Below are 26,728 nucleotides of genomic sequence, written 5' to 3' on the forward strand. Positions count from 1 at the left end.
GCGTTGCGTTTGCTACGCGAGGTTGCAATCCTTGCGCCGACGCGGAATCCTCAACACCCGCACTTCCACTGCGGCTGCTGCAGTGTCATCCCGTGCTGCCCCTTGTACGCGGCGACCGCGGGCGAGGTCCACCCCTCCAGCATCTGCGGAGCGAGCCGGTAGATCTCGATGCCGAGCGGACGGCATACCTCCAGCGGATCGCGCGCGTCGGGTCCCCACATCGGCAACGAGAGATCGCCGCCCGGGCACGTCGACAACGCGCAAAGCAGGTCGATTTCCGCGAAAAATTCGAGGTAATCCCCCTTCTTCGCGGGACAGGCTTTCATGAAGTACTTGTCTTCGAGATTCAGCCCGGTGCACTGGAACACGTTCAGCACGTCGTGCACGTCGTATTCGGTCAAGCCATACGGAGCAATTGCGCGCGTCAGGTTCGAGTGGCAGTGGAAATGGAAATCCTCACCCGTCAGCATGCGGTTCACGTACGGATCACAACGCGTGCCGAGCAGGTCGTGAACGCGGCCGCCATGCTCGTCGACGCCGTAGTCGGCGAGGCTGTCGTCGGTGATCGTCACCATGGGACGCAGGAAGGGTAGCGTCGACCACAAACGGTCGAAGGTGCTTACATGCGCCTGCTGCAACTGGCGCGTGCGCGAGGCCCACATGCGCTCGCGCGGGTTGTGCAGATTCCACATGTTCAGGTCGGCCACTTGCGGACCTTCAATCGTGACGATCCGAAACACATGACCAGCCGGTACGGTCCATGCCTGACCCGAGCGGATGGGCACGACGATCGATTCGACCAGTGTGCGCGTATCGTGTTCGGAGGCGATGCGACCATAAAACGCCTTGTCGGGGTCGAGCGCGGATCCCTTGGTGGATTGATAGGCGGCGGGGTAATTCAACATGATGGAGACTCCTTGATAAAGCACACGGACAGGCTGCGCTTGTCACGCACTGTCGCCTGTTTGAGCAGTAGCCGTGAATCGGTGGACTAAGCCGGAATGAGAGGCAACGAATCAAAGGTAATCGAGCAGGGCGTGCTCCGATTGCTTCAGGTAACCGGCGAGCGCGGCGCTCGCCTCGGCGGTGCGCCCACTCGCGATCAGTTCGAGAATTTCCTGATCCTTCGCAATCCAGGGACGCTGGAAGCGCCGCTCGTCGGGGGCCGAGGCAAACACGAGGCGCAGTTGCGCCAGTATCGTCGTGAAGAATGTGTCGAATAGCGGGCTGCCGAGCAACTGCACGATGCGCCGGTGAAACAGCAAACTGTAGGTGCCGACGCTGCGCCAGTCACCTTCGTCCGCCGCCGCTTGCGCGTGCACGACTGCGTCGCGCATCGCCGCGATTTCATCTTCCTCAATCGGGTCCTCGCGCATCAGGGCCTGCAGTTCGAGCGTGCGCCGCACCCGATAGATGTCGCGCACATCATGGCGCGTCAGGGTGCGCACGATCACGCCGCGATGCCGGTAATGCACCGCGAGCCCTTCACGGCACAGGAGACGCAGCGCTTCACGCAGCGTGTTGCGCGAGACGTCGTGCGCTTGGGTGAGATCGTTCTCGACAAGTGCGGTGCCCGGCGGCAATTTGCCTTCAATGATCTCGTTGCGGATCGTCGACAGGATCCGGTCCGTGACCGATTGCTCGGGCTCCTGCCCAGTGAGGGGGGTAACAGTTGATTGCGAGGTGGGCATACGGTGTTTTAAGCAAGGTGGACGTCTTTGAGGAAGCTGGCGATACGCGAAGTCTTGTCGAGCGTCGCCAGTTCGCGCGGCGGCGCATCGCTCACTATCATGCCTGCTTCCATGAACACGATACGGTCTGAAATACGGAACGCAAAGTTGATTTCGTGTGTGACGATAATCATGGTCATGCCTTCCTGGGCAAGTCCCTCGATGACCTTCAGTACTTCGTTGACCAGTTCCGGATCGAGCGCCGACGTCGGTTCGTCGAACAGAACAATCGAGGGCTGCATCGCCAATGCCCGCGCAATCGCGACGCGCTGCTGCTGACCGCCGGACAACTGATGCGGATACTTGTGCGCATGCGCAGCCATGCCTACCTTTGCCAGCAGGCGCATGCCGGATTCGTCGAGCGGGGCGCCGTTCAAACGCCCGTGATAGCGGGGCGCGAGCGTCACATTCTGCAGCACCGTCTTGTGTGGAAACAGGTTGAAGCTCTGAAACACCATGCCGATATCGAGGATGCCGCGCATGTACTGCGCATGCGGCACCTTGCCATGCCTCCCACGGGGCGGCCACAGGAACGCCTTGTCATGCAGGCGCACCTCGCCGCCATCGAGCGTCTCGAGGCCATTCAGCGTGCGGATCAGCGAAGTCTTGCCCGAACCCGACGGGCCGATGATCGACACCACCTCTCCTGCGCGCACGGTCAAGTCGATCCCCTTGAGCACTTCATGATCGCCGTAGCGCTTGCGGATGCCGATGGCTTCCAGCGAACGCGTCGCGCTGCTTGTTCGCGCGGTGCGAACGTCCTTTGCTACCTGCACGGGCCGCGGTGTTTCCACGGGAATGACGGCGTTCGCAGCTCGCGTGCGGAGCGTGACATCAAGGTGCTTCTCGAGCATCTTCAGCGCCTGGCCGAACACCGTAACGATCAGCACATAGTAGAACGAGACGGCCAGCATCGTCTCCAGCACCTTGAAGTTCTGCGTGTACAGGCGTTCGCCAACCAGCAGGATTTCCGCGAGCGAAATGACGGACACGAGCGACGTGAGTTTGACGATCGTAACGTACTCGTTAATGAGCGAGGGCAGCGCGACGCGAAACGCCTGCGGCAGCACGATCAGCCGCTGCAGGCCGACGAAGCGGATTCCGAGCGCCTTGCCCGCTTCGAGCTGGCCCTTGTGGAGCGACAGCAGGCCGCCGCGATGGATCTCGGCGATGTAGGCCGCTTCGCTGATCGAAAGCGCCAGCAGGCCGGCCCAGAACGGGTCGGACAACAGGCCGCCCGTCCAGGGCAGCACCTGCGGCAGGTTATAGACAAAGATCAGCAGCACCAGCAGCGGCAGGCTGCGAAAGAGCCAGATGTAGGTGCTGCATGCCACGCGTAGCGGCATGAACGCAGACTGTTTGCCGAGCGCGAGTGCGAAGCCCGCGACAATGCCGATCAGCCAGGTCGCGGCGCTCAGTTCGACGACGAGCCAGGTGGCTTTCCAGAAGGCGGCGTCGAACAACAGCGAAGCCGTGTAGTGCCAGTCGAATACCATGTGCTTCCCCTTACGACGCGCAGCCACGAGGGCGCGGGCGAGTGCCCGGCCTCAGGCTGAGCGCGCAACGTGCAGTTAGTTCGATGCCGTACCGAGCGCCTGGGCAATGTCATTGCCGGTCGGTTCGGCGACGTTGTACTGCTTGAGTAGCGCCTGGTATTCGCCTAACTGCTTCATCGACGCAAACGCGCTCTTCAATTGGGCGAGCAGCGCGTCATTGCCTTTCTTGACGCCGAGCCCGATGACGACCGGATAGAGCGGGGTTGTCGACGTAATCGCCACGCGTCCGCCGAGCTTGTTGACGGTCATCTGCGCGACGGCCGAGTCTTCGAATTGCGCGTCGACGGCGTGCGAGAGGACGGCTTGGGCCGCTTCCGGCGAAGTCTCGAACTCGCGCACGTCGATTGCGCCGCGGCCGGCAGGCGTACAGACCTGCTTCGATACGTCGTTGAGTTTCGGAATCCACGACGCACCCTTGATCGAGCTCACGCGCTTGCCACACAGATCTTCGGGCTTCTTCGGCTCAAAGCCGGTGTGGCTCAAGGCGAGCAGCGACCCGCCGGTTTTCAGGTAGGGCACGAAGTCGATCTGTTTCGCGCGCTCCGGCGTCACATAGAGCGCCGACGCGATTACGTCGAAGCGATTGGCGTTCACGCCGAGGATCAGATTCGCGAAACGGGTGTCGACGAAGCCGGGCTGGAGCTTCAGGTGCCCAGCGAGCTTCGTCATGAACGCGGGATCGAAGCCGGCGGGATCAGCGTCCTGCACGTAGTCGTAGGGCGGATACGTCAGATCCGCGCCGATCGTCAGCTTGCCGGGCGCCACGGTCGGCGCGCCGCTCGAGGCGAACGCGTGAGACGCGGCGAACAGCGCGAGCGCGGCGGCGCACTTCGCGACCCGCGGCAGGGAGGGCATGACAGTTTTCAGATCAGGTTGGGCTTTCATGGAGTTCTCGCTCGTCGGGGTGGAGGTAATATACATTGTTGAACAATAGAAAAAGTATTGTTCAACAATAATTCCTGCATAAGCAGGATCCGAGCCAAGGAAACGAGGAGGTGGGTGAGCGCGCCGTGATGTAGGTCTGGTGCGGCTGTGAGGGAGACGCGGGCTGGTCTTTAACGGAGGCGCGGCCGTCGTCGGCGCACCGGTTCCGTGCGCCTGCGCGTGTTACCGGCGAACGCGTTCAGGAACGGTGCATTTCGTGGGGAAGAAGGGAGCGTGCCTGCGCGGCGCGACTCACCCGATGCTGCCCGCAAACCTCTCAGCCAACCGCTCCCGCTCGAACGCCTCGACAACGAAATCGACAAACACCCGTGTTTTCGCCGGCAGCAGCGCTCGCGTCGCGTAGTAGATCGAGATCGCCCCGGCGTCCGCGTACCAGCGCGGTAGCAATCGCACGAGTTCCCCCCGTTCAATCGACGACAGCACGTCCGACACGGCCAGCAGCGTCACGCCCAGTCCGAGAATCGCTGCCTCGCGCATCGCTGCCGGGTCATTGACCATGATGGTCTCGCCAAGCTGTGCGGGCATCTCATTGCCCACTGCGTTACGCATGGTTCGGTGACGCACGCGGCCCGTGCGGCTCGAGCGCATCACGATGCCGTCGAGGTTCGCAAGATCGCCGGGATCGGCCGGTGTGATGCGGCCGGCCATGTATGCCGGAGACGCGACCGCCACGAGATGCGCAGGCGCCAATGCGCGCGACACGACGCCCGGGGCGAGATCGAAGCCACCACCCAGCGCGGCATCGTATCCCTCTTCAATCAGGTCAACCGGCCGGTTCTCGAAGTGCCAATCAGGACGAATCATTGGATAGCGCGCGAGGAACGCCGGCAGCAGCGGCATGACGTACGTGATGCCGAACGTTGGCGCCATGCTGACTTTCAGCACGCCGGCCGGCTCGCTGCGATCGTTCGACACGGACGCGATTGCCGCCTGCAGCGCGTCCAGATTGCCGCCGATTTCCACGAGAAAGCGCTCGCCCGCCTCGGTCAACGTGAGCTTGCGCGTCGAGCGTTGGAACAGCCGCACGCCGAGATTGCGTTCGAGCAGCGCAACGTTCCGGCTGACCGCGGCGGGCGTCAGCGCAAGACGCCGCGCGGCCGCGGAGAAGCTGCCCGTTTCGGCGCTACGAACAAACGACTTGAGGTTGGCGAGGGTTTCCATCCATGAATCTTAAAGCATTGCTTGAAAATAATTCAAGCGATTCACAGCTAATCATCAAGCAATAAAGGCGGCAACATTCAGTCACCTAGCCCCGGGAGTGAACCTCAGATGTCCCTCTCCTTGCCGGCTTATCACTTGATTGATCACTCTTCACCAGGAGCATCGTTATGAGCACCATCGGTATCATCGGAGCAGGCGCCATCGGGTCCGCGTTCGCGAGAGCGCTGGCGGGCAAAGGCCTCAAAGCCGTCATCGCGAACAGCCGAGGCCCGGCCTCACTCGCCGACCTCGCACGCGAGCTCGGCCCCTTGATCACGCCGGGAACGCGCGAACAGGCGGCCGCGCAGGACATCGTCCTTGTCGCCGTCAACTGGACGAAGCTGCCGACCGCCTTGGCCGGGCTGCCGGACTTCGGCGGACGCATCGTGATCGACGCGAACAACCCGATCGAGCCGCCGCTGTTCAAACCGGCTGAATTGCATGGCCGGACGTCGAGCGGAATCTTCGCGGAACTCGTGCCGGGCGCACGCGTCGTGAAGGCGTTCAACCATCTTCCGGCACATCTCCTTTCGAAGGATCCGCAGGCCGAAGGCGGACGCCGCGTGTTGTTCTTCGCGGGAGACGACGGGCAGGCGAAAGCGGCAGTGAGCGGACTGATCGAGCAGCTCGGTTTCTTCGGCATCGACCTGGGTTCGCTCGAAGCCGGGGGCAAGTTAGTTCAAATTCCGGGCGGCCCGCTGCCGGTGCACAATTTCGTCAAGTTTGGATAAGCAAACCAAGGCGCGGAAAACCGCGCCTTTCAAACTTGCTTTAAGGGCGACTTGCGGGAGCTGTGGGAGACGGCCAGAAAGCGGCGCAAACAGTTCTCGACGATTTGCGAGACGTCGTTGTCATAACCGGCGCAGTAGAGACTTCCGAGAAACGAGATTGAGCCGACTGCGAATAGTCCGCCGCCGCTCGGGCTGAAGCCGCAGATCATGTGGGCTCGAATGCCGCTATGCACTCTAGGTTTGCCGACCATTCGATTGAAGAGAAGCTCCTCGGGAACGGTCACGAAACTGGCGTCGTGATTGTCGGAGTACGCGACCACTGTCACGTAGGCGGGCGTGCCGAGGTCGGCCGCAGTTTGATCAATTTCAAAGCCCGCAGCGCCGCCGCCAGACAAGCCGAAGTTTCCAAGTGGTTCTCCTGCTCCTGCTTTAACCCCCGCGAACAGCCAGGAATGTTCGGTGGCAAACGAGGCCGGCGTGCGGCGATAGAATGTGCCCCGAAAATCTCCCTCCGCCGTAAACCCGACTCCCGCAACTTTTTGCGGCGGCAATCCGTTTCGACGCCACATCCCCCCATACTCGCCATCCAACTGGTTGTAGTACTCACCGGGCTGACTTTCCCATACCCGCATGCCCGCCTCGGCTCGACGAATTTCAAGCAGATGCGGTGCAGACGCTGCGCGCCCGATTTTCCAGTAGAACCCGTTTCCGCCAAGGTACATCAGGCTTCCACCCGCAGACCGATAGGCGAGGAACGCATCGAGCATTCGGCGGGTATGGTATTCGGGGTGAGAGCCGGTCAGGACGACGTCATAGTGCTTCAACGCGTCGACGCCTCGCTCATCGAGATCCTCGTCCGTAACGACATCAAATTCGAATCCTTTTTCCCTTAACCAGTTGGTCAGATGGGAGTCCGCGGAGAAGTGGCGCAGACCTGAGCCATGCTCGTCAAGGAACGTCAGATAACCTGGACGCATTGTGAGAATCGGGCGCAGGCGGGAGGAGAGGCTTATACCTGAGCCATCACTGTGGGAGTTGTATGTTGATGTACCAAATGCAGTTACGACGTCCGGGTTGTGAGGATAGCCGCCCCATTTGTCCACGCGATCGGCAAGCGCGCCCGAAAAATTTCCGCGAGCGTTGTTGGCGTAGGCCAAGTAAGTCAGCGTGGGTGCAAGAAACGCGATGCGCGCATGCTTCCCCTCCGGCGCAACCGTGACGTAAAACGGAATCGTATCGACCCCTTCTCCATTGTCCACGCGCAGTCCATAGACACCCGATGCCATGTCGGCCGGAATTTTCAGATGTACCGACGTTTGCCAGCCACAGTCCGACAGGTCGTCAGCGTGGAACCGGATCGCGGCGTATTCATTCGGTGCATGCTTCCAGTCCAGCTCGCGTCCGGTCCACCCCGACGACCGAACTGCCCTCATTGGTGCGTTCACAAGCGTCAACGGGGCTCCGCTATCAAGGCAGTTCGGTACGCTCGTGTGAGCAAGCGTTGGCGTGAAGTCCCAATGTGCCAACAGGATGTCCTCGCGCTGATCGCCGCGTGCATCGTTGCTAGGCGCGCGCAACTCCGGGCTTTCGATGAAGCCGTTGAAGGCGTGCTCCGGGTGTCCTGTCCAGACAGCCGCAAAGCACACGGAAGTAGCGTCGAACGAGGCGGCAGAGAACGGCACTTCAAAGTCCGCCACGTTCCTGAATGCCTCTTCGCGTGCGTTTGTACCGGAGCTAATCGCCCGGATGTGCCCGTCACGGTCGATCGATATCTGCAGATTTGTCCACAGATCGGCGGCGACAGGTACGCCTGTTGTGATCAGCTCCCCGTTCGCGAGGCTCTGGAAAACAAGTTCGCCGCGAGTGAGAGCGATCGTTACACCATGCGTTCCATCGTGGTTCTGAAGAGCGACCAATGTCTGGAGGGAAGCGTCTTCAAGCGTGGGTTGAACCGTCAGGTAGAGCTTGATGTGCTGAATGTTCTCCAGAGCCGGCATCGGGCCGTAAGCGCAGGAGCCGGGAAATATTGGCTGCTCCTGTCCTGGGTAGGTGCTTTGCAGCCGGACATCGATCGGGACCAGTTTCATCCCAGGCCCATCGGGGTTTGGGTCACAACAATCTATGCGCTCAACAGTTGCCGTAAAGGCGCGAGCGCCGCGCGAACTGATTTTGAACGCCAGTTCCTGACCAGCGTGTGCGCTCCACGGGGTTGCATAGCCGATGATCGCGGGAGTTTGGGAGTCTGAAGTAGTCATAGTCAAATGATCAATCATTCTTGGTCGTGGTCCCAGGCGCTGCTCTGCGACCGCCTACGGCCAGGGGAAACCCCCTGTGAGATTTTATTTTGCAATGGTTGCAAATAGAACCAAAAGTGGTCACTATCGAGTCCAGTGTACTTTAACCACTTGGGGTGTGCGATGAAAAAATTGGTCTATTCGGCAATGACGGTCGCTGCAGTTCTCGTCTTCGGTAGCGCAAGCGCCCAAGAGGTTGTTCTTGTTGGAGTTTCCGGGCCTTTGACCGGCCCCCAGGCGTCGGAGGGGAAAGACAACGAGAATGGCGCGCGCATGGCGGTTGACGAGCTGAATAGCGCCGGAACAACGATTTCCGGCAAAAGCGTAACATTCAAATTGGTATCGCAAGATGACCAGGCGGATCCCCGGATCGGGGTGCAGGTCGCGCAGAAGCTGGTCGACGCCAAGGTGGCCGCAGTTCTGGGCCCATACAATTCCGGAGTCGCGATTCCGGCCTCCAGGCTCTACCAGAACGCTGGCATCCCGATGCTTTCGGTTGCGTCAAACCCGGCGTTGACTCTCCAAGGCTTTAACGAAGTCTTTCGTATCGGAGCTAGTGACGGGCAACTCGGCGGTGCGATGGCGAATTTCGCCGTCGATACGCTTAAAGCGAAAACAGCGGCAGTCATGGATGACCGGTCGGCCTACGGGCAAGGCGTGGCCGAAGAGTTCATGAGCGTGGCCAAGGCACGCGGGCTGAAGATTATCGACCAGCAATACACGAATGGTCAGGCCGTCGATTTCAAGGGTGTCCTCTCTCAGATCAAGGCGACGAATCCCGACGTCATCTTCTATGGTGGCTACGCGTCGCAAAGCGGCCCGCTTGTCAAACAGATGCGTCAGCTCGGCTTGCGGGCGAAGCTGTTGGGTGGCGACGGAATCTGTACGTCTGATATGGCCAAAATCGCAGGTCCCGCAGCGACGAATGCGTATTGCTCCCAAGGCGGGGTCTCGCTGGACAAGACGCCAGCAGGTAGCGCGTTCCTGAAAAAGTACAAGACAACCTTCAACGTCGATACGCAGGTGTATGGCGTGAGCTATTACGACGGCATGAAGCTGTTGGCTGACGCGATGGTGAAGGCTGGCACGACATCCGACCGCGCCAAAATTGGTGCGCAACTCGCCAAGTCCGCCTACACCGGCGTGGCCGGCGAGTACTCGTTCGACGTACATCATGATCTGAAAAGCTCGGCGACGACCGTGTACACATTCAAGGATGGCGCCGTCGTAACTTACGGCAACTAAGGTCTCAACGAAGATAGTAAGCAAGACGGAGTATCTATGCGAATTACCAGAACACTTAACACGATCGAAATGCACACCGGTGGTGAGCCGTTTCGCATCATCACCAATGGTTTCCCGCGTCTCGCGGGGAAAACCATCGTGGAGCGGCGGGAGTGGATCCAGAAGCATGCGGATGAGTTGCGGAGCGCCATGATGCTGGAGCCTCGAGGCCATGCCGATATGTACGGAGGCTTCCTCACTGAGCCGGTGACCGAAGGCGCGGATTTCGGCATCATCTTTACGCAGAATAAGGACTACAGCCCCCATTGCGGCCACGGGACCATTGCGCTGGCCACCGCAGCGGTTGAACTGGGGTGGATTGAGCGCACGTCGCCAGAAACGCGCGTGGGTATCGATGCGCCTTGCGGATTCCTCGAAGCTTTCGTCCAGTGGGACGGCGAAAATGCAGGGAATGTGCGTTTTGTGAACGTGCCGTCATTCGTCTGGAAAAACGACGTCACCGTCAATACGCCAACGTTCGGCCCCGTGTCCGGAGACATCGCTTACGGAGGCGCGTTCTATTTCTACGTCGATGGCGCACAGTACGATATGGCGGTAGGCGAAAACAACGTTGATCGACTGAAGCAGTTCGGCGACGAGATCACCCAGGCAACTAACGCAGCGTTTGACATCGTTCATCCGGAGATTCCAGAAATCAGAGGGCTCTACGGCACGATCATTTCGAATACGCCCCGCCATCCGGGATCGACTCAGGCGAACTGCTGCATCTTCGCCGATCGCGAGGTTGACCGATCGCCAACAGGGTCCGGCACCGCAGGACGCGTTGCCCAGCTCTACCAGCGTGGCAAGCTACCCCCGGATGGGACGCTCGTGAACGAGTCGATCATCGGAACGATCTTCAAGGGCCGCGTGCTGAGTGAGACGACATGCGGTGAATTCGATGCAGTGATTCCTGAGATCGAAGGGAATGCGTTTATCTGCGGCTACGGAACGTGGTTGATCGACGAGCGCGATCCTTTGACCTACGGGTTCCTGGTGCGGTAGAGAGGGCAGATTACAGGCGCTGCTTCGACGGCAACTGCCGCACTGGCGTGACACCTTTTGGCCCATCTCCTTGGTGCCTTCGCGGCGCATTCTGAAATGGGATGCCGCCGCGCTTTTTGCCTTGTGCGAGCCACGGGGAACACTTCATGCGTGGTCGCATCAGGAGATGGCATCATGTCGCCACGACGTATGATAATTATCCGTCAATGACAGGTGAACTCCCGCGCATCGGGCGTCAGGAAATGAAAGGAAGTGAGATGGGTACGACACGGCAGGATCTCGAATCGAATTTCAGACCACTGCAGATTTATGAGCAGGTCGAGGAGAAGATCAAGGAAGAAATCCGCACGGGACGGTTCGCGGCCGAGTCCCGGCTGCCATCGGAACGCGAACTTGCAGCGCTCTATGGCGTCGGCCGACCTGCGGTTCGAGAGGCAATAGGGGCTCTTCAGAATGAAGGCCTCGTTGTGACGAAACGGAATTCCGGTACCTACGTCTCCTCGGCAGCTTCTGAGCGTTTGCTTAACGTCGACGGCAATCATGGAACTCAGAACGCGGAGCCAGATTTCAGTCCAACGGGAACGCTCGAAACGCGATTCATCCTCGAACCTGCAATCGCACGTCGAGCCGCCGCACGAGGTAAGCGCGATCGCCTGGCTGAGCAATATCTTGCAGAGATGGAGACAATTCACGATATCACCAATCTCGAAGAGCGTGCGCTGTGGAATAACAGCGATAGATTGTTCCACCGGCAATTGGCGGTCATGACGGGTGACGCTCTGCTCGTCAAGATCGCAGACGAGGTAGCGAAAACAATGGATCAACCATTGTGGAAGCGGCTAAAGGACGACGCGATTTACGATCCGCTACGGATACGCCTGTATGCGTCCGAGCATCGGCTTATTTACGAGTCAATCGTGAGCGGCGATGGTGACGCAGCAGGGTTTTACGTGGAGCAGCATATCAAGCGGGTGCGACGGGATATTGCGCCCAAGTAAAGCCGGCCTGATCAATTAGCTGGCCGCGAACACTCCACCATCGTCGACAAAGAGATCGCAGTAGCGATGTCCCCGATGATCATCACCAGACGCTGGATACAAATCGAATGCGCGTGGCCGCGCGGCCACTAATAAAAGACGGACTTCAGAAGACATGGCAGAAATAGTTCTTTCACTTGATCACCTGCACAAGTTGGCCTTTGACGTATTGGCATCCAATGGGCTCAGCGCGCGTCAATCGGACGCGATGGCGAAGGTACTCGTTGCAGGTCAACGGGACGATTGCCACTCACACGGTGTATGGCGCCTTATTGGATGCGTAAAAACGCTGAAGATGGGCAAAATCAATGCTGATGCCGAACCGCAGATAAACGATGTCTCGCCTTCGCTTGTTAAAGTCGATGCTCGGTTCGGATTCTCTCCGCTTGCTTTTGAACTGGGGAGTCGAGTACTCGTCGAAAAGGCGAAGAAATCTGGTATCGCGGCCCTGGCAATCAACAACTGCTTTCACTTCAGCGCTTTGTGGCCGGAGGTCGAGGCAATTGCTGCTGAAGGCGTAGCCGCACTGGCCATGACACCGACCCATAGCTGTGTAGCACCTGCTGGCGGAAACAAGCCGCTATTTGGAACCAACCCGATCGCGTTCGCCTGGCCACGTCCAGGCCCCTTTCCGTTTGTGTTCGACATGGCTACGAGCAGAATCGCCCGTGGCGACATCGAGCTGCATAAGCGGTCTGGCTCGAAGATCCCGAGTGACTGGGCGATCGACGAAAACGGTCAAGCTACCGATGATCCCGATAAAGCATTGAGGGGTGCCATGCTTACATTCGGAGGCTATAAGGGTTCCGCGCTCTCAGCGATGGTTGAGTTGCTGGCTGGTCCGTTAATTGGCGATATGCTCAGCCCGGAATCGCTGGCTTTTGACGAAGACGTAGGCGCGGCCCCCTGTCATGGTGAAATCGTCATCGCTTTCGACCCTGCAGTCTTCGCCGGCGCTGCCCCTACGGACAACCTGCAGCGCGCCGAGACTCTGTTTGAAGGAATCGTGGGTCAGGGCGCGCGTCTGCCCTCTCAGCGACGATTCGATGCGCGACAGCGCAGCGTTGAGCACGGCGTGTCGCTTTCAAAGGAGCTTCACGACGAACTTACCCGTTTGATTTCGTGAGATCTGTCGGGGATAGGGTTGCATCCTGGCTCAACATCTCAAGTGTTGCACGAGGCGTGGATCGACGAACACTCCTGACCTTGCCGCCGTCAATCGGTACGCACGTGACCAGCTCGCGACCGTCGCGGGTAGAGCTGCGAGATCGCGAGCAAGGCAATAATCAGGAAAATCGGCAAGCAGTTGAACAACACGATTCGCTGCGGCGAAAACCCAAGCGTTAGTAGAATGCCGCCGATTGCGCTCGCCGCGGAGCCCAACGCCGCGCTCGCTGGCGAAAATCCGTACGACACGAGCAAAGTCGGTATCCAGAACATGAATTGATAGGTCACCAGAAAAGCGAGGAATGCGATCGACCAGACTCCACCCGTGATGCGCGATCAACAGCGAAGCCTGAAAGCAGCACCACCACCGCAACCTACCCCTTAAACTCCACCGAAACAAAAATCTTCTTACACGGCTCAACCACTTCCCACGTCCCCTTAAATCCCGCCGGAATCAAGAACCGGTCCCCAGCCCGCACAGTCTTGCTAGTCCCATGCGCATCCCGAATCACGGACACGCCCTCGAGTATTTCGCAATACTCACTCTCGGTGAAGTTCACCGTCCATTGCCCGCAAGCTCCCTCCCAAACGCCAGCCGCGAGCTGCCCACAGGGACTGGCAAAATGCGTGTGAACAAGCTGCGAAGGATTGCCGGCAAGCACCGCTTCTGCTTTCGGCATGTACTCAACGCTTTCCTTGGCAGGTTGCGCAAAATCTACGATATTCAGAATGCTCATAATGGCTCGATGCAAACAGAGTTAAAAATCAAAGCTTCAAAAAGGGCGTAGCGCACACACCCACTGCATGCGCCACGCTCAAAAGGTGACACCTACCGTCAGCAGACTGCATCAGCTAAACCGAACTCAACTCCCCGACTTCAACTGCGCCCACAGCCGGTTCTCAAGCCGCATGATCGGTGCAGGCTGCGGCCGCATCAACGTCATCTTGTTCAGCACGGCTTCAGGCGGATACACATTCGCATCCTGCTCGATCGCCGGCGTCACAAACTGCCTCGCCGCGCGATTCGCAGTCGGATAAAACACTTCGTTCGTAATCGCCGCGCTTACCTTCGGATCTTCGATGTAGTTCATCCACTTCATCGCCGCTTCCGGATGCGGGGCATCTTTCGGAATCACCATCACGTCCATCCAGAGCAGGCCGGCGTCCTTGATGTTCGAGAACCGCACATCATACGAACGCTTCGCTTCCGACGCACGTCGCCGTGCAATCCCCACATCTCCCGAATAGCCCAACGCCACGCAGATATCGTTGTTCGCCAGATCGTTGATGTAGCCGGATGAATTGAACTGCGTGATATACGGTCGCACTTTCTTCAGCACTTCGTATGCGGCCTGGTAATCGCCGGGATTGGTGCTGTTCGGGTCCTTATGCATGTACTGAAGCACGGCCGGGAAAACATCCGCCGCTGCGTCGAGGAAAGACACGCCACAACTCTTCAGCTTGGAAAGATTCTGAGGGTCGAACAACAGCGACCAGCTATCAACGGGCGCATCGGCACCGAGAGCCTTTTTTACGGCCTGAACGTTATAGCCGACACCGTCCGTGCCCCAGGCCCAAGGCACACCGTATTGATTGCCGGGGTCCGCATCGGCAATCAGTTTCATCAAACCCGGATCGAGGTTCGCGAGGTTCGGCATCTTCGATTTGTCGATCTTCTGATACACGCCGGCTTCGATCTGGCGCGCCATATAACTCGATGTGGGCACAACGATGTCATACCCGGAACTGCCTGCCAGCAGTTTCGCCTGCAGTGTGTCGTCGCTATCGTAGCTGTCGTATTTCACCGTGATGCCGGATTGCTTTTCGAAGCCGGTAATCGTGTCTTTGGCGATGTAGTCCGACCAGTTGTAGACGTTGATCGTCGTATCCGCTGCGTGTGCAGCGTTCATCGGCGTTAGGGCGGTCAACGAGCACAGCATCGTGCCGGTGAGCGAGAGAAGCTTGGCATGACGGATCTTCATTCGACTATCTCCTTGGTTTCGATCTTCAGTTTTCGCCGCAGCGTAGGCACCGATGCACGAGCGTGACGACCCGCACGTCCTTATGTCCTGCACGAGTGCGGACGAATCAGGGACGTGACGCCGCCTGCCGCAGCGCAAGCGCACAGCAGAGCTAAAAGGGACGCAGAGAGGCGAGCGCTATAAGCCGGCCAACGCTAGCAAGACAAATGCAAAGCGCGGACAGACAAATGCATTGCAGACGTTCGACCGCTAGATAAAGCGGCCTGATCGCATGCAACACTTGCTCGCGAAAAGAGAAGGGGGCTAAGGCAGAAGCGACGCGATTTCGTCGGTACGCACCCCGATAGTTGCGGGTGCTGCAATGACGTTGTGTCGACGGACAGAGCGACGCGACAACACGGTATCGATGGACAGGGGGCGGGATGGCGAAGCGCAGTTGCTCCCCTGATGAGCGATAGAACAGCCGGACAGGAAGGTTCTTTCCCGACCAGGCTGATATCTCACCAATGGACCACGGACTTTCACGATGGAACCCGAAGCGACGTTGAGTAGAAGTCCTCGCTGATGCAGATTGACCGCGCTGCGAGAACCACCAGACTGCCGCCCTAGGATATATGAGCCATTATTTTCGTCAAAGGATTTTCTGACACTGCGCTGTCATAGTCATGCGCAGTGGAACGCGTTCATGCGAGCGCATGCTTCAACAAGCATGGCTCGCATCGAACTACGCAACAACAGACAACGTTAGCGTTTTACTGGCCGCCCATCGGTTCGGGCTGAACCGCGGGCGCAGCGGGTACGGGTGTGCCGGTTTGCGATGAGCCGTTTGCCGAAGAACCATAACCGGTGGCGTCATGCTGTGCGGCTACGCGTGCTTCGGCTGCCTGAATGTCCGCGGGGTAGGTCGAGTCGGTTGCAGCGGCGGGGTTGTAGCCGGCCTGTTCAATCTGGATCAGTTGCGCCTTGACCTCCGCGCGGGTCAGCGGTTGCTCGGACTGTGCGAACGAAGCGACCGGGGCTGCGAGAACAACGACCACTGCGACTGCTTTGATCAGTGATTTCATGATGCGTCCCTCCGAGGATGTTTTATTCGGCGCCGCAACATGTGTTCGGCGACCTATGGAGGGATTCTAGGAAGCGGGCGATCTAGGGCAAACCCCTAAACCCGTAATTCAGTCTTGCAGCAAATGATAAGTCGGCGTTATGTAATGCTCTTCCTAAGATTTGAAGAATTGCTTCAGACTCCAGAACGTACACCTACGCGGTACGCCGTCATCTGCCGGTATGCGCTGCCAGGTCGCACGATGACCTGATCCTGCTCGGCCATATTGACTTCATTCGGAAAGCCGCCCGCTTCGAGACACAGTCCGGAGTACGCCTGATAGGCGATGCCGCCGCGTCCCGTGTCGCCTTTCAGGAAATTGCCGGTGTAGAACTGTAAGCCGCGCTGATCGGTCGAGACGGTCAGTTCGCGTCCGCTGCCGGGGTCATAGGCGCATGCAACCTCGCGTACCTGCGGTTCGCGTCCGGCCATCGTGGCGTCAGGCGCGTCACGCAGCACATAGCAGTGATCGAAGCCACCGGCCCTCGCAAGCTGCGCATGCGGCCAATCGAGCCGTGCGCCGATCGGCGCGCTCTGTCTGAAGTCGAACGCATTGCCTGCCACTTCGGCAAGCTCGCAAGGAATCATCGACGCATCGACTTCGAAGAACCGGTCGGCATTGATCGACAGCACATGTCCGCGAATGTCGGCACCCCGCCGACCCGTCAGGTTGAAATACGGATGGCTCGTCAGATTGAGCGGCGTAGGGGCGTCCGTGATCGCTTCATAGGCGATCGTCAAGGTGCCGTCGTCGTCGAGCGTGTAGCGCACCTGCACCGTGACGTTGCCCGGAAAGCCGGCGTCGCCTTCGGGCGATTCCAGACGCATAACCAGCGCACCGTTGTCTTCGCTCACGTCCCACAGTGTGCGATGAAAACCCTGCGTGCCGCCATGCAGCAGATTCGCGCCTTCATTGCGATCGAGCGTGTACTCGATGCCGTCGAGCGTGAAACGCGCATCGGCAATGCGGTTCGCCCAACGGCCGATCAATCCGCCCATGTAGGTTGTGGCCGCAACGTATTCGGCGGGCGTGTCGTGGCCGAGTAGGATGTCGCCGAGACGACCCGCGCGGTCCGGCGCATGCCACGAGACCAGCGTCGCGCCCAGGTCGCTGATGGCGACTTTCATGCCGTGCGCATTGCGCAGCGTAAAGAGCCGCACAGGATCGCCGCCGGGCAGCGTGCCCCATGGCTCAGAGGAAAGTGGTGCGATGCTGATCATGTCGTCGGTAGAAAGAGAAGGTGAAAGGCATGCTCAGCCGGGCTCTGCCGTCGAATTCACACGGTCCTGGTATTCGCGCGGCGTACAGCCGAGTTCGCGGCGAAACACCGCGTACATGTATTGCAGTGACGTGAAGCCGCAACGGATCGCCACCTCGGCACTCGACGCATCGCGCTTCGCCAGCAGCGCTTTCGCGACATCGAGTTTATGGCGCAGGATTTCCTGATGCACGGTGCACTGCCGTTCGCGCCGGAAGTACTCTTCGAGAGACGATCTCGACACGCCCACGTAATCGGCAACCTGTTCGGTGCGAATGCCCTGGCATGCGTACTGGCGGATGAAGTGCCGCGCACGCATCACATACGGACTCGCGAGCGGCTGGTGTTTCGTCGATTCGAGCACATTGATGCCCACCGGCGGTACGAGAATGCGCCGCCCCGGAAAACGCGCGCCGTGCAGCATTTGATGCAACAAGTGAGCGGCGGTGCGGCCCATTTCCTCGGTGCCTTGAATCACGGAGGAAAGCGGAATGCGGGTCAACGTTCGCGTGAGCGGATCGTTGTCGATGCCGATGATCGCCACTTCTTCAGGCACGGGAATACCCGCGATCAAGCATGCCTGCAGCAGATGCCGTGCGCGGGCGTCGGTGACGGCGATGATGCCGACCGGCTTCGGCAACTGGGCGAGCCAAGCGGTGAGCTGCTCGGTTGCCTGATTCCACGACGGCGCGCTGGTCGACAGGCCACGATAGATCTCGGTGCCGATCTGCTCGGCGCTATGGCCGTCCGTGCTGCGCAGGTGAGCGAATGCCAACTCACGTTGCTGCGCCCAGCGATTCTCCTGCGCTTGCGGCAGGCTATACAAAGCGAAGTGCTCGAGTCCCGCGCCGATCAGATGCGTGTAGGCAAGCGAAACGAGCTTGGCGTTATCGGTCGCGATATAGGGTAAGTCCGGGGGGTAGTGCGCCGGATCTTCGAATGATGAACCGACCGCCACCACCGGCAACGGACAATCTCGCAGCGCTTCACCCACAGCGGGATCGTCGAAATCCGCGATGATGCCGTCGCCGTCGAAACGCTCGATACCCGTCAACCGGCAGCGGAAATCTTCTTCGAGGAAGAGATCCCACGCCACGCGCGTCGACAGCAGGTAATTGCCGATGCCGGTGATGATCTCGCGGTCATACACCTTGTTCGCGTTGAACAGCAGCGCGATCCGATGGGTCGTCTGTGGTGTTTGCGGACGGGTCATGGCAGTGGGTGGCGTGCGAATCGTTGGGATTCGCAGCGCCTTCGTCTCCTGTTGTTGGGTGTGCTCTGAAGGCAGCACCGTTTTTAAGAGTCTGGTTATTCTAGGCCGCGAAGATCGCGCCGGTGTGAAACAAACGCATGGGCGGTAAGAAACATCAAGCACGCTGCGCAATTTCGCAATTGCCGGTGCACCTTGCAAGCGGCAGCATGGCGTCACCTTGTCGACCGGCGCGGCGATGTCGCACGGGTTGCAGTGCAGCATAAAACAGGAGACGCTGATGTCCTACTTCGAACACATTCCCGAGATCCGCTACGAGGGCCCGCAATCGGATAACCCGCTTGCGTATCGCCATTACGACAAGAGTAAGCGGGTGCTCGGCAAGACACTCGAAGAACATCTTCGCATCGCTGTGTGCTACTGGCATACGTTTGTCTGGCCGGGCGTCGATATTTTCGGGCAAGGGACGTTTCGGCGTCCATGGCAGCAAGCCGGCGACGCAATGGAACGGGCGCAGCAAAAGGCGGATTCCGCGTTTGAGTTTTTCTCGAAGCTCGGCACGCCGTATTACACGTTTCATGATACCGACGTTGCGCCGGAAGGCGACAGCCTGAAAACCTACAGCGAGAACTTCACCCGCATCGCCGACTATCTGGCGCGCAAGCAGCAGGACACCGGCGTCAAATTGCTGTGGGGCACGGCCAATCTGTTCTCGCATCCGCGTTATGCAGCAGGCGCGGCGACTAGTCCTGATCCCGAGATTTTCGCGTTCGCTGCGACGCAGGTTCGCCATGCGCTCGACGCGACCCAACTGCTCGGTGGCGAAAATTATGTGTTGTGGGGCGGCCGTGAAGGCTACGACACACTGCTCAATACCGATCTCGTACGCGAACGTGATCAGCTTGCCCGTTTCCTGCACATGGTGGTCGAGCACAAGCACAAGATCGGCTTCAAAGGCGCATTGCTGATCGAGCCGAAGCCGCAGGAGCCGACCAAGCATCAATTCGACTACGACGTGGCGACCGTACACGGTTTCCTGCTGCAATACGGGCTCGAAAAAGAAATTCGCGTGAACATCGAAGCCAATCACGCCACGCTTGCTGGCCACTCGTTCCATCACGAGATCGCCACGGCCTACGCGCTGGGCATTTTCGGCAGCGTCGACGCGAATCGCGGCGATCAACAAAACGGCTGGGACACGGACCAGTTTCCGAACAGCGTCGAAGAATTGACTCTCGCTTTCTACGAAATCCTCAAGCACGGCGGCTTCACCACCGGCGGTATGAACTTCGACGCTAAAGTGCGGCGGCAGAGCGTCGATGCGGAAGATCTGTTCTTCGGTCATATCGGTGCAATCGATAACCTGGCGCTCGCCGTCGAGCGTGCGGCGACACTGATCGAAAACGACCGGCTCGAAGCGTTCAAACGTCAACGCTACGCGGGCTGGGAGTCGGAGTTCGGCCGCAAGATTCTGAAGGGCGACTATTCGCTCTCGACGCTGGCTGCGGATGCATTGACGCGCGGCCTGAATCCGCAGCATGTGAGTGGCAGACAGGAGCAACTGGAAAACGTTGTAAATCAGGCGATATACAGCCGACGCTAAAAAGGCAGTCATGAAGTAACCGCCCGAAAAAGGGCACGCAGTAAGACATAAAAACCGCGCGGCCACGTTGACCGCGCGAATAAAAGAAGCTTTGGGTTGTCGCTTGTCCGGTTCTGCGGCTCGCAGCGCAGACCGTCCAATCCGGTATTCCGGCTATCAGAACAAGGAGTGAGACATGAAATTCGCAACGCGTCGTACCGTACTGAGTTCGCTCGTGTGTGGAGCGATGCTCGCCAGCCTGTCGCTTGCTGCGCCGCTCGCGCACGCAAGCAAGGACCACCCGGAAATTGGCTTCTGTATCGACGATCTGCGCGTCGAGCGCTGGTCGCGCGATCGTGACTATTTCGTTGCAGCGGCAGAAAAGCTCGGCGCCAAAGTATCGGTGCAATCCGCCGACGCGAGCGAAGAGCGACAGATTTCGCAGATTGAAAACCTGATCTCGCGCGGCGTCGACGTGATCGTGATCGTGCCGTTTAATTCGAAGACGCTCGGCAATGTGGTCGCCGAAGCCAAGAAAGCAGGCATCAAGGTCGTCTCGTACGACCGCCTGATTCTCGACGCCGACGTGGATGCCTATATCTCGTTCGACAACGAGAAGGTTGGCGAGCTGCAAGCACAAGGTGTCTTCAACGCGCAACCGAAGGGTAACTACTTCATGCTCGGCGGCGCGCCGACCGACAACAACGCCAAGATGCTGCGTGAAGGCCAGCTCAAGGTGTTGAAGCCCGCGATAGACAAGGGCGACATCAAGATCGTCGGTCAGCAATGGGTACCGGAATGGAGCGCATCGACGGCGCTGCGTATCGTTGAAGATGCGCTCACGGCGAACAACAACAAGATCGACGCAATCGTCGCTTCGAACGACGGCACCGCAGGCGGCGCGATCCAGGCGCTTGCCGCACAGCACATGGCAGGCAAGGTGCCGGTGTCGGGACAAGACGCTGATCTGGCTGCTGTGAAACGCGTGATCGCCGGCACGCAGACGATGACCGTGTACAAACCGCTGAAGCTGATTGCAGGCGAAGCGGCGAAACTCTCCGTCGCGCTTGCGAAGGGCGAAAAGCCAGCCTTCAATGCACAGTACGACAACGGCAAGAAGAAGGTCGACACGGTGCTTCTGCAACCCACGTTGCTCACCAAGAGCAATGTTGATGTGGTCGTCAAGGACGGCTTCTACACCCAGGCCCAGCTCGCGAGCCAATGAGCGTAACGTGTGCGTAGTTCAAGCCGATGTGCCTGGTATGCGTCAGGCACATCGGCGCGACCGCGCGCCCTGCAGCGAGGCATAGCGAATGAGTGAACCATTACTGACGATGCGCGGCATCGTTAAAGCGTTTTCCGGCGTGAAGGCGCTCGACGGCATCGACCTGACGGTGGCGCCTGGCGAGTGCGTCGGCTTGTGCGGCGAAAACGGCGCGGGCAAATCGACGCTGATGAAAGTGCTGTCCGGCGTCTATCCCCACGGCACGTGGGACGGCGAAATCATCTGGGAAGGCGAGCCGCTGAAGGCCGCGAGCATAAGAGACACGGAACGCGCGGGCATCATCATCATCCATCAGGAGTTGATGCTGGTGCCGGAGCTCTCGGTCGCAGAGAACATCTTTCTCGGCAACGAAATCACGCTGCCCGGTGGCCGAATGAATTACGCCGCGATGTATCAGCGTGCCGACGAACTGCTGCGCGAACTCGGCATAAGCGGAATCAACTCCGCGCAACCAGTGATGAATTACGGTGGCGGCCACCAGCAGTTGATCGAGATCGCGAAGGCGCTGAACAAGCGCGCGAAACTGTTGATCCTCGATGAACCGTCGTCGTCGCTGACCGCTACGGAGATACACATCCTGCTGGATATCGTGCGCGATCTGAAGCGGCGCGGTGTTGCCTGCGTTTACATCTCGCACAAGCTCGACGAAGTAGCGGCGGTGTGCGACACAATCAGCGTGATTCGCGACGGCCGCCACGTCGCGACCGAACCCATGCGCGCGCTGACCACTGACCGCATCATCTCCCTGATGGTGGGGCGCGAAATCAAGAACCTGTTTCCGCGTGAACCGCATCCCATTGGCGACGTGATCTTTGAAGCGCGCCACGTGACCTGTTTTGACGTCAACAATCCACGCCGAAAGCGCGTGAACGATGTGTCGTTTGCGCTGCGGCGTGGCGAAATTCTCGGTGTTGCCGGTTTGGTCGGCGCGGGGCGTACAGAACTGATGCAGGCGATCTTCGGCGCGTATCCCGGTGTGAGCGAGGCGACCGTGGTGATGGACGGCAAGCCGGTGAAAATTCGCGCCCCTGTCGATGCGATTCGCGCCGGCATCGGTATGGTGCCGGAAGATCGAAAGCGCCACGGTATCGTGCCGGGTCTGAGTGTCGGCCACAACATCACGCTTGCGGTGTTGCAACGTTTCGCGAAGGGCGGTCGCATTGATTCCGCGGCCGAACTCGACACGATTCACACGGAGATGAAGCGGCTTTCAGTGCGCGCGGCGCATCCGATGCTCTCGATTGCGAGTCTATCGGGCGGCAATCAGCAGAAGGCCGTGCTGACGCGCATGCTGCTGACCGACCCGAAAGTACTGATCCTCGACGAACCGACGCGAGGCGTCGATGTCGGCGCGAAGTTCGAAATCTACAAACTGATTTTTCAACTGGCACAGCGCGGCATGTCGATCGTGATGGTGTCGTCCGAATTGCCTGAAGTGCTTGGCATCAGCGATCGCGTGCTGGTCATCGGCGAAGGCGAATTACGCGGCGATTTCGTCAACGACGGCCTCACGCAAGAGGACATTCTCAGCGCCGCAATCCGTCCTGTGCAGCGATCCCTCAACCCGACCGCACCAACCGAAGCGAGTGCCGCATGACTCCCGACGTCACTTCCCAACCCGCCGACAGCCCTGCGTCGCGAGGCGCATTCGGTGGCCCGCAGCGCATTCAGCAACTGTTCGCGCGTTACAAGATTCTCGCGTTGCTGATCGCCGTGGCCGCGATCTGGCTTTTCTTCTCCTTTCTGACGCACGGCGCGTTCGTGACGCCGCGCAATCTGTCGAATCTGCTGCGGCAGATGTCGATTACGGGCATGCTCGCGTGCGGCATGGTGTTCGTGATCATCGCGGGCGAGATCGATCTGTCGGTCGGGTCACTGCTGGGTTTGCTCGGCGGCGTCGCGGCGATTCTCGATGTGAACCGGCATTGGCCGATTGGCGTCACCGTGCCTGTGGTAATGCTGCTTGGCGTGCTCGTCGGCATGTTCAACGGATGGTGGTCGACGTACCGGCGTGTGCCTTCGTTCATTGTCGGCCTGGGTGGCATGCTGGCATATCGCGGCATTCTGCTTGGCGTTACTGGTGGTTCGACGATTGCGCCGGTCTCTGATGGTTTCGTGTTTGTCGGTCAGGGGTATTTGCCGCGTTTTGCGGGCGATACGCTTGCTGTCGTGCTGTTTGTCGTACTGGCCTTTCTGACCGTGCGACAACGAAGCAACCGTGAGCGTTATAAGTTGCGGGTGGTGCCGATCTGGCAGGACGTCGCGAAAGTGGTCGGGGCGGGCGTGATTCTGGCCGCGTTTGTTGCCACGCTCGATCGTTATGGCGGCATTCCCGTGCCGGTTTTGTTGCTGCTCGCGCTGCTGGGTATTTTTACGTGGATCGCTACACAGACCGTGTTCGGGCGGCGTATTTACGCGGTGGGTTCGAACCTGGAAGCGACGCGGCTCTCCGGCGTGAATACCAACCGCGTGAAGCTGGCCATCTTTGCACTGATGGGACTGATGTGCGCGTTCGCGGGGATCGTCAATACGGCGCGACTCGCGGCCGGCTCACCGTCGGCGGGATCGATGGGTGAACTCGACGCGATCGCCGCGTGCTTTATCGGCGGGACGTCGATGCGCGGCGGGTCCGGAACGGTCTACGGTGCGTTGATCGGCGCACTGGTGATGGCGAGCCTGGATAACGGCATGTCGATGCTGGATGTCGACGCGTACTGGCAGATGATCGTGAAGGGCAGCATTCTTGTGCTGGCCGTGTGGATCGATGTCGTGTCGGGATCGAACCGGCGGTGAAACATCCGGCGGTGCGTCGTGCAAATGCTGACGCACCGCCTGCTGAGCGATCAAACGCTTTAGTTCACGCCGAGCAACGACTTCGGCTCCATGAACGCTTCCAACCCGAACGTCCCGTATTCCCGCCCGATGCCCGATTGCTTGAAGCCGCCGAACGGTGCGGCCGGCTCGTGCGCCAACGTGTTGATCAGTACGCGTCCTGCGTCGATACGAATGGCGACTGCGCGAGCACGCGCCGCATCGGCTGAGAGTACGTACGCTTGCAGCCCGTAGCTCGTGTCATTGGCGATTGCAATCGCTTCCTCGGTATCGCGATACGCAATGATCGACAGCACCGGCCCAAAAATCTCCTCACGGGCAATCGTCATGTCGTTGCTGACACCGCTAAATACGGTCGGACGCACGAACCAGCCATGCTCCACTCCCTCCGGTCGGCCCTCGCCACCGGCAATCAATCTCGCACCTTCATCGATGCCGATACCGATGTAGCGCTGCACGCGCTCCCACTGCTTGCGGCTGACCATCGGGCCGATCTGCGTAGCCGGATCGCGCGGATCACCGGCTTGCGTGCGAGCGACTTCAAAGCGCACCCGCTCTTCGAATTCCGTAAGGCGGCTCTTCGGCACAAGAATCCGCGTACCGGCGATACACGCCTGACCGCTGTTCATGAACCCTGCCTGGAGCGCCAACGGCACCGCTTCCGCGAAATCGGCGTCGTCGAGTATGACCACCGGCGATTTGCCGCCCAACTCCAACGTGACGCGTTTCAATGTCTCCGCGCCGGTGCGCAGAATCGTTTTGCCGACAGCCGTCGATCCGGTGAAGGAAATCTTCGCCACGTCCGGATGTGCGCTGATTTCCGCCCCCACCGTGTCGCCCCGGCCGGTGACGATATTGAACACGCCCGCAGGCAAGCCGGACTCGTGCAGCGCCTCGGTGATGATGCGTGTCTGGATCGCGCTCATTTCACTCGGCTTGATGACGGCTGTGCAGCCCGCTGCAATCGCCGCAGCCAGCTTCCCGCAGATAAAGCCGCCATTGCTATTCCACGGCGTAATCAGTCCCGCGACGCCGAGCGGCTGCATGACGACGTCGGCCGTGCCGGCGCGTCGCGTGAAATCATAGGTCTGCAAGACCTTGATGACTTCCGCCAGCACGTCCGCCGGGTATTTCGCCATCCAGCGCGCGCGTGACACCGGCGCGCCGTATTCCTCGACGATTGCTTCGAACAGGTCGTCTTCTCTCGCTTGAACAGCGGCGTGCATGCGTTCGAGCAGTGCGATCCGCTCTTCCTTGCTGGTGCGGGAAAACGCCGGAAAGGCGCGTTTGGCGGCCGCGATTGCGCGGCGAGCGTCTTCCGCGTCGGCCAGACGCACCTTGCCGATCACCGTTTCCTTAGCCGGGTTGTGAAGATCGAACCACTCCTCGCCGTGCGGGGTGACGAACGCGCCGTCGATATAAACCTTGTCGATTTGCTGCATGAAAGCTCCTACCCAGGAAGTTGTTGCCTCAAAGATAGGCTCAATGAATTAAGCCGACTAGCCATATAATCGAGGATGATTCGTTGAGCAGGATGGGATAATGAAGACGCCCGGTTTGAGTGAACTGGAAGGCGTGCTTGCGGTGGCGCGTCATCGCAGCTTCCGCGCAGCGGCGACGGAACTTGGCGTGTCGACATCGGCGCTGAGCCATGCGATTGCGGCGTTGGAGGCGCGCATCGGCGTGCGGCTCTTTAATCGGACGACACGCAGCGTGTCGTTGTCCGAAGCGGGCGCGCAATTCGTCGACAGTGTGGCGCCGGCGTTGTCGACCATCCGCGTCGCCATCGAGCAGGCCGGCAGCTATCGCGACACGCCCGCTGGCACGCTGCGCATCAACACATCGACGGGCGCGGCGCGCCAGGTGATGCCCTTGCTACTGGAATACCTACGGCGTTATCCGGAGATGAAGCTGGATCTCGTCACCGAGGGGCGCATGATCGATATCGTGGTGGAGGGTTTTGACGCCGGTATTCGGTTGGCTGAGATTGTGCCGCAGGACATGATCGCCGTGCCGTTCAACCGGCCGCAGCGTTTTGCAGTCGTTGGGAGTCCCGCCTATTTCGCCGAAAATCCGAAGCCGCGCAAGCCGGACGATCTGCGTGCACACCGTTGTATCCGGATGCGCATGCCGAGCGGACGTATTTATCACTGGGAGTTCGAGCGACGCGGCGAGGCTTTCAGCGTGGATGTGCAGGGCATGCTGACGCTCGATGAGCCGTTGCTCATCATGGAGGCGGCCCGCGAGGGATTCGGACTGGCGTATATGACCGAATGGAATGTGGCGGCGGATCTGGAAGCGGGCACGCTGCAGCGTGTGCTGGAAGATTGGACGCCGGCGTTCGACGGGCTATGTCTTTATTATCCTGGGCGGCGTCATGTGCCGGCGGGGTTGCGGGCGTTGATTGAGATGATTCGGGAGGGCGGGTGAAAGCAAAAATCCGCCACCTCTCGCATTTTTCCGCCGTTCAAGCCAGTTGCGCTGCAGCGTGCCACCACGCGACGAATAACATTTAATGAACTGACAC

At 59.6% G+C, this 26,728-nt stretch carries 23 protein-coding genes; 10 read left to right on the forward strand and 13 right to left on the reverse strand.

Translation table 11 applies throughout. The features are described 5' to 3' along the window. Positions 1-50: 50 nt before the first annotated feature. From M0D67_RS06925 to M0D67_RS06945, 5 genes are all read right to left on the reverse strand, one after another. Positions 51-905: a DUF1989 domain-containing protein gene (locus M0D67_RS06925; RefSeq protein WP_054040108.1), complete on the reverse strand. Its 855-nt coding sequence runs from the start codon at positions 903-905 to the stop codon at positions 51-53. 111 nt (positions 906-1,016) lie between these two features. Then, positions 1,017-1,691 carry a GntR family transcriptional regulator gene (locus tag M0D67_RS06930; protein WP_266238141.1) on the reverse strand — a complete coding sequence of 225 codons (675 nt, stop codon included), beginning with the start codon at positions 1,689-1,691 and terminating at the stop codon, positions 1,017-1,019. Between the two features lie 8 nt (positions 1,692-1,699). Next, positions 1,700-3,226 carry an amino acid ABC transporter permease/ATP-binding protein gene (locus M0D67_RS06935; RefSeq protein ID WP_266238143.1) on the reverse strand — a complete coding sequence of 509 codons (1,527 nt, stop codon included), beginning with the start codon at positions 3,224-3,226 and terminating at the stop codon, positions 1,700-1,702. A 75-nt stretch (positions 3,227-3,301) separates the two neighbouring features. Beyond that, entirely contained in the window at positions 3,302-4,141 is an 840-nt protein-coding gene (locus M0D67_RS06940) for a transporter substrate-binding domain-containing protein (protein WP_171925883.1), read from the reverse strand. 321 nt (positions 4,142-4,462) lie between these two features. Further along, positions 4,463-5,392, reverse strand: a complete 930-nt coding sequence (locus tag M0D67_RS06945) for a LysR family transcriptional regulator (RefSeq protein ID WP_266238145.1) — start codon at positions 5,390-5,392, stop codon at positions 4,463-4,465. Positions 5,393-5,559: 167 nt separating this feature from the next. Here M0D67_RS06945 and M0D67_RS06950 point away from each other — a divergent pair, with 167 nt between their 5' ends. Then, the gene (locus M0D67_RS06950; protein WP_266238147.1) at positions 5,560-6,162 is read left to right on the forward strand and encodes an NADPH-dependent F420 reductase; all 603 of its coding nucleotides are present in this window, start codon (positions 5,560-5,562) and stop codon (positions 6,160-6,162) included. Positions 6,163-6,191: 29 nt separating this feature from the next. On the opposite strand, the gene M0D67_RS06955 is transcribed toward M0D67_RS06950, so the two are convergent. Beyond that, the gene (locus tag M0D67_RS06955) at positions 6,192-8,435 is read right to left on the reverse strand and encodes a N,N-dimethylformamidase beta subunit family domain-containing protein (RefSeq protein WP_266238149.1); all 2,244 of its coding nucleotides are present in this window, start codon (positions 8,433-8,435) and stop codon (positions 6,192-6,194) included. A gap of 144 nt (positions 8,436-8,579) precedes the next feature. Here M0D67_RS06955 and M0D67_RS06960 point away from each other — a divergent pair, with 144 nt between their 5' ends. The 4 genes from M0D67_RS06960 to M0D67_RS06975 all read left to right on the forward strand — a co-directional run bounded on the left by M0D67_RS06960 (position 8,580) and on the right by M0D67_RS06975 (position 12,908). After that, positions 8,580-9,701, forward strand: a complete 1,122-nt coding sequence (locus M0D67_RS06960) for a branched-chain amino acid ABC transporter substrate-binding protein (protein WP_154557829.1) — start codon at positions 8,580-8,582, stop codon at positions 9,699-9,701. A gap of 36 nt (positions 9,702-9,737) precedes the next feature. Next, a complete protein-coding gene (gene lhpH / locus M0D67_RS06965) occupies positions 9,738-10,745 on the forward strand; it encodes a trans-3-hydroxy-L-proline dehydratase (protein WP_266238152.1) in 1,008 nt (335 codons plus the stop codon). A gap of 257 nt (positions 10,746-11,002) precedes the next feature. Next, on the forward strand, positions 11,003-11,743 hold the full coding sequence (locus M0D67_RS06970) for a FadR/GntR family transcriptional regulator (RefSeq protein WP_154558010.1): 741 nt from the start codon (positions 11,003-11,005) through the stop codon (positions 11,741-11,743). A 154-nt stretch (positions 11,744-11,897) separates the two neighbouring features. Continuing rightward, positions 11,898-12,908: an Ldh family oxidoreductase gene (locus tag M0D67_RS06975; RefSeq protein WP_266238154.1), complete on the forward strand. Its 1,011-nt coding sequence runs from the start codon at positions 11,898-11,900 to the stop codon at positions 12,906-12,908. Positions 12,909-12,997: 89 nt separating this feature from the next. Here M0D67_RS06975 and M0D67_RS06980 read toward each other — a convergent pair whose 3' ends face one another. The 6 genes from M0D67_RS06980 to M0D67_RS07005 form a co-directional block, all read right to left on the reverse strand. After that, entirely contained in the window at positions 12,998-13,237 is a 240-nt protein-coding gene (locus M0D67_RS06980) for a hypothetical protein (protein WP_266238156.1), read from the reverse strand. Positions 13,238-13,323: 86 nt separating this feature from the next. Next, the gene (locus M0D67_RS06985) at positions 13,324-13,686 is read right to left on the reverse strand and encodes a cupin domain-containing protein (protein ID WP_266238158.1); all 363 of its coding nucleotides are present in this window, start codon (positions 13,684-13,686) and stop codon (positions 13,324-13,326) included. Between the two features lie 126 nt (positions 13,687-13,812). Further along, entirely contained in the window at positions 13,813-14,889 is a 1,077-nt protein-coding gene (locus M0D67_RS06990) for a polyamine ABC transporter substrate-binding protein (protein WP_233464703.1), read from the reverse strand. 794 nt (positions 14,890-15,683) lie between these two features. Further along, on the reverse strand, positions 15,684-15,995 hold the full coding sequence (locus M0D67_RS06995) for a DUF4148 domain-containing protein (RefSeq protein ID WP_266238160.1): 312 nt from the start codon (positions 15,993-15,995) through the stop codon (positions 15,684-15,686). 173 nt (positions 15,996-16,168) lie between these two features. After that, entirely contained in the window at positions 16,169-17,254 is a 1,086-nt protein-coding gene (locus tag M0D67_RS07000) for an aldose epimerase family protein (protein WP_266238162.1), read from the reverse strand. 33 nt (positions 17,255-17,287) lie between these two features. Further along, a complete protein-coding gene (locus tag M0D67_RS07005; RefSeq protein WP_171925885.1) occupies positions 17,288-18,505 on the reverse strand; it encodes a DNA-binding transcriptional regulator in 1,218 nt (405 codons plus the stop codon). Between the two features lie 277 nt (positions 18,506-18,782). Between M0D67_RS07005 and xylA the strand changes: the two genes are divergently transcribed. The 4 genes from xylA to M0D67_RS07025 all read left to right on the forward strand — a co-directional run bounded on the left by xylA (position 18,783) and on the right by M0D67_RS07025 (position 24,162). Then, positions 18,783-20,105 carry a xylose isomerase gene (gene xylA, locus M0D67_RS07010; RefSeq protein WP_266238164.1) on the forward strand — a complete coding sequence of 441 codons (1,323 nt, stop codon included), beginning with the start codon at positions 18,783-18,785 and terminating at the stop codon, positions 20,103-20,105. 175 nt (positions 20,106-20,280) lie between these two features. Then, complete coding sequence (xylF, locus tag M0D67_RS07015) at positions 20,281-21,309, forward strand: D-xylose ABC transporter substrate-binding protein (RefSeq protein WP_266238166.1); 1,029 nt, start codon at positions 20,281-20,283, stop codon at positions 21,307-21,309. An 88-nt stretch (positions 21,310-21,397) separates the two neighbouring features. Next, positions 21,398-22,966, forward strand: coding sequence for a D-xylose ABC transporter ATP-binding protein (gene xylG / locus M0D67_RS07020; protein ID WP_154557821.1), 1,569 nt, complete (start codon positions 21,398-21,400; stop codon positions 22,964-22,966). Then, complete coding sequence (locus M0D67_RS07025; RefSeq protein ID WP_171925850.1) at positions 22,963-24,162, forward strand: sugar ABC transporter permease; 1,200 nt, start codon at positions 22,963-22,965, stop codon at positions 24,160-24,162. The genes xylG and M0D67_RS07025 overlap by 4 nt, the downstream gene beginning before the upstream one ends. 59 nt (positions 24,163-24,221) lie before the next feature. On the opposite strand, the gene M0D67_RS07030 is transcribed toward M0D67_RS07025, so the two are convergent. Continuing rightward, positions 24,222-25,643, reverse strand: a complete 1,422-nt coding sequence (locus M0D67_RS07030; RefSeq protein WP_266238170.1) for an aldehyde dehydrogenase family protein — start codon at positions 25,641-25,643, stop codon at positions 24,222-24,224. Between the two features lie 100 nt (positions 25,644-25,743). On the opposite strand from M0D67_RS07030, the gene M0D67_RS07035 reads away from it, so the two are divergent. Beyond that, entirely contained in the window at positions 25,744-26,631 is an 888-nt protein-coding gene (locus M0D67_RS07035) for a LysR family transcriptional regulator (RefSeq protein WP_266238172.1), read from the forward strand. Positions 26,632-26,728 lie beyond the last annotated feature (97 nt).

The sequence above is a fragment of the Paraburkholderia sp. SECH4 genome (assembly GCF_030511745.1).
Classification (GTDB): Bacteria; Pseudomonadota; Gammaproteobacteria; order Burkholderiales; family Burkholderiaceae; genus Paraburkholderia; species Paraburkholderia madseniana.

Coding starts and splice junctions, on each gene's coding strand:
- M0D67_RS07030 (WP_266238170.1), bottom strand. CDS start 25,643: ATGCAGCAAATCGACAAGGTTTATATCGACGGCGCGTTCGTCACCCCG.
- M0D67_RS06935 (WP_266238143.1), bottom strand. CDS start 3,226: ATGGTATTCGACTGGCACTACACGGCTTCGCTGTTGTTCGACGCCGCC.
- M0D67_RS06925 (WP_054040108.1), bottom strand. CDS start 905: ATGTTGAATTACCCCGCCGCCTATCAATCCACCAAGGGATCCGCGCTC.
- M0D67_RS07035 (WP_266238172.1), top strand. CDS start 25,744: ATGAAGACGCCCGGTTTGAGTGAACTGGAAGGCGTGCTTGCGGTGGCG.
- M0D67_RS06955 (WP_266238149.1), bottom strand. CDS start 8,435: ATGATTGATCATTTGACTATGACTACTTCAGACTCCCAAACTCCCGCG.
- M0D67_RS06940 (WP_171925883.1), bottom strand. CDS start 4,141: ATGCCCTCCCTGCCGCGGGTCGCGAAGTGCGCCGCCGCGCTCGCGCTG.
- lhpH (WP_266238152.1), top strand. CDS start 9,738: ATGCGAATTACCAGAACACTTAACACGATCGAAATGCACACCGGTGGT.
- M0D67_RS06930 (WP_266238141.1), bottom strand. CDS start 1,691: ATGCCCACCTCGCAATCAACTGTTACCCCCCTCACTGGGCAGGAGCCC.
- M0D67_RS06995 (WP_266238160.1), bottom strand. CDS start 15,995: ATGAAATCACTGATCAAAGCAGTCGCAGTGGTCGTTGTTCTCGCAGCC.
- xylF (WP_266238166.1), top strand. CDS start 20,281: ATGAAATTCGCAACGCGTCGTACCGTACTGAGTTCGCTCGTGTGTGGA.
- M0D67_RS06970 (WP_154558010.1), top strand. CDS start 11,003: ATGGGTACGACACGGCAGGATCTCGAATCGAATTTCAGACCACTGCAG.
- M0D67_RS06945 (WP_266238145.1), bottom strand. CDS start 5,392: ATGGAAACCCTCGCCAACCTCAAGTCGTTTGTTCGTAGCGCCGAAACG.
- M0D67_RS06985 (WP_266238158.1), bottom strand. CDS start 13,686: ATGAGCATTCTGAATATCGTAGATTTTGCGCAACCTGCCAAGGAAAGC.
- M0D67_RS06990 (WP_233464703.1), bottom strand. CDS start 14,889: ATGCTGTGCTCGTTGACCGCCCTAACGCCGATGAACGCTGCACACGCA.
- xylG (WP_154557821.1), top strand. CDS start 21,398: ATGAGTGAACCATTACTGACGATGCGCGGCATCGTTAAAGCGTTTTCC.
- M0D67_RS07000 (WP_266238162.1), bottom strand. CDS start 17,254: ATGATCAGCATCGCACCACTTTCCTCTGAGCCATGGGGCACGCTGCCC.
- M0D67_RS06950 (WP_266238147.1), top strand. CDS start 5,560: ATGAGCACCATCGGTATCATCGGAGCAGGCGCCATCGGGTCCGCGTTC.
- xylA (WP_266238164.1), top strand. CDS start 18,783: ATGTCCTACTTCGAACACATTCCCGAGATCCGCTACGAGGGCCCGCAA.
- M0D67_RS06960 (WP_154557829.1), top strand. CDS start 8,580: ATGAAAAAATTGGTCTATTCGGCAATGACGGTCGCTGCAGTTCTCGTC.
- M0D67_RS06975 (WP_266238154.1), top strand. CDS start 11,898: ATGGCAGAAATAGTTCTTTCACTTGATCACCTGCACAAGTTGGCCTTT.
- M0D67_RS07025 (WP_171925850.1), top strand. CDS start 22,963: ATGACTCCCGACGTCACTTCCCAACCCGCCGACAGCCCTGCGTCGCGA.
- M0D67_RS07005 (WP_171925885.1), bottom strand. CDS start 18,505: ATGACCCGTCCGCAAACACCACAGACGACCCATCGGATCGCGCTGCTG.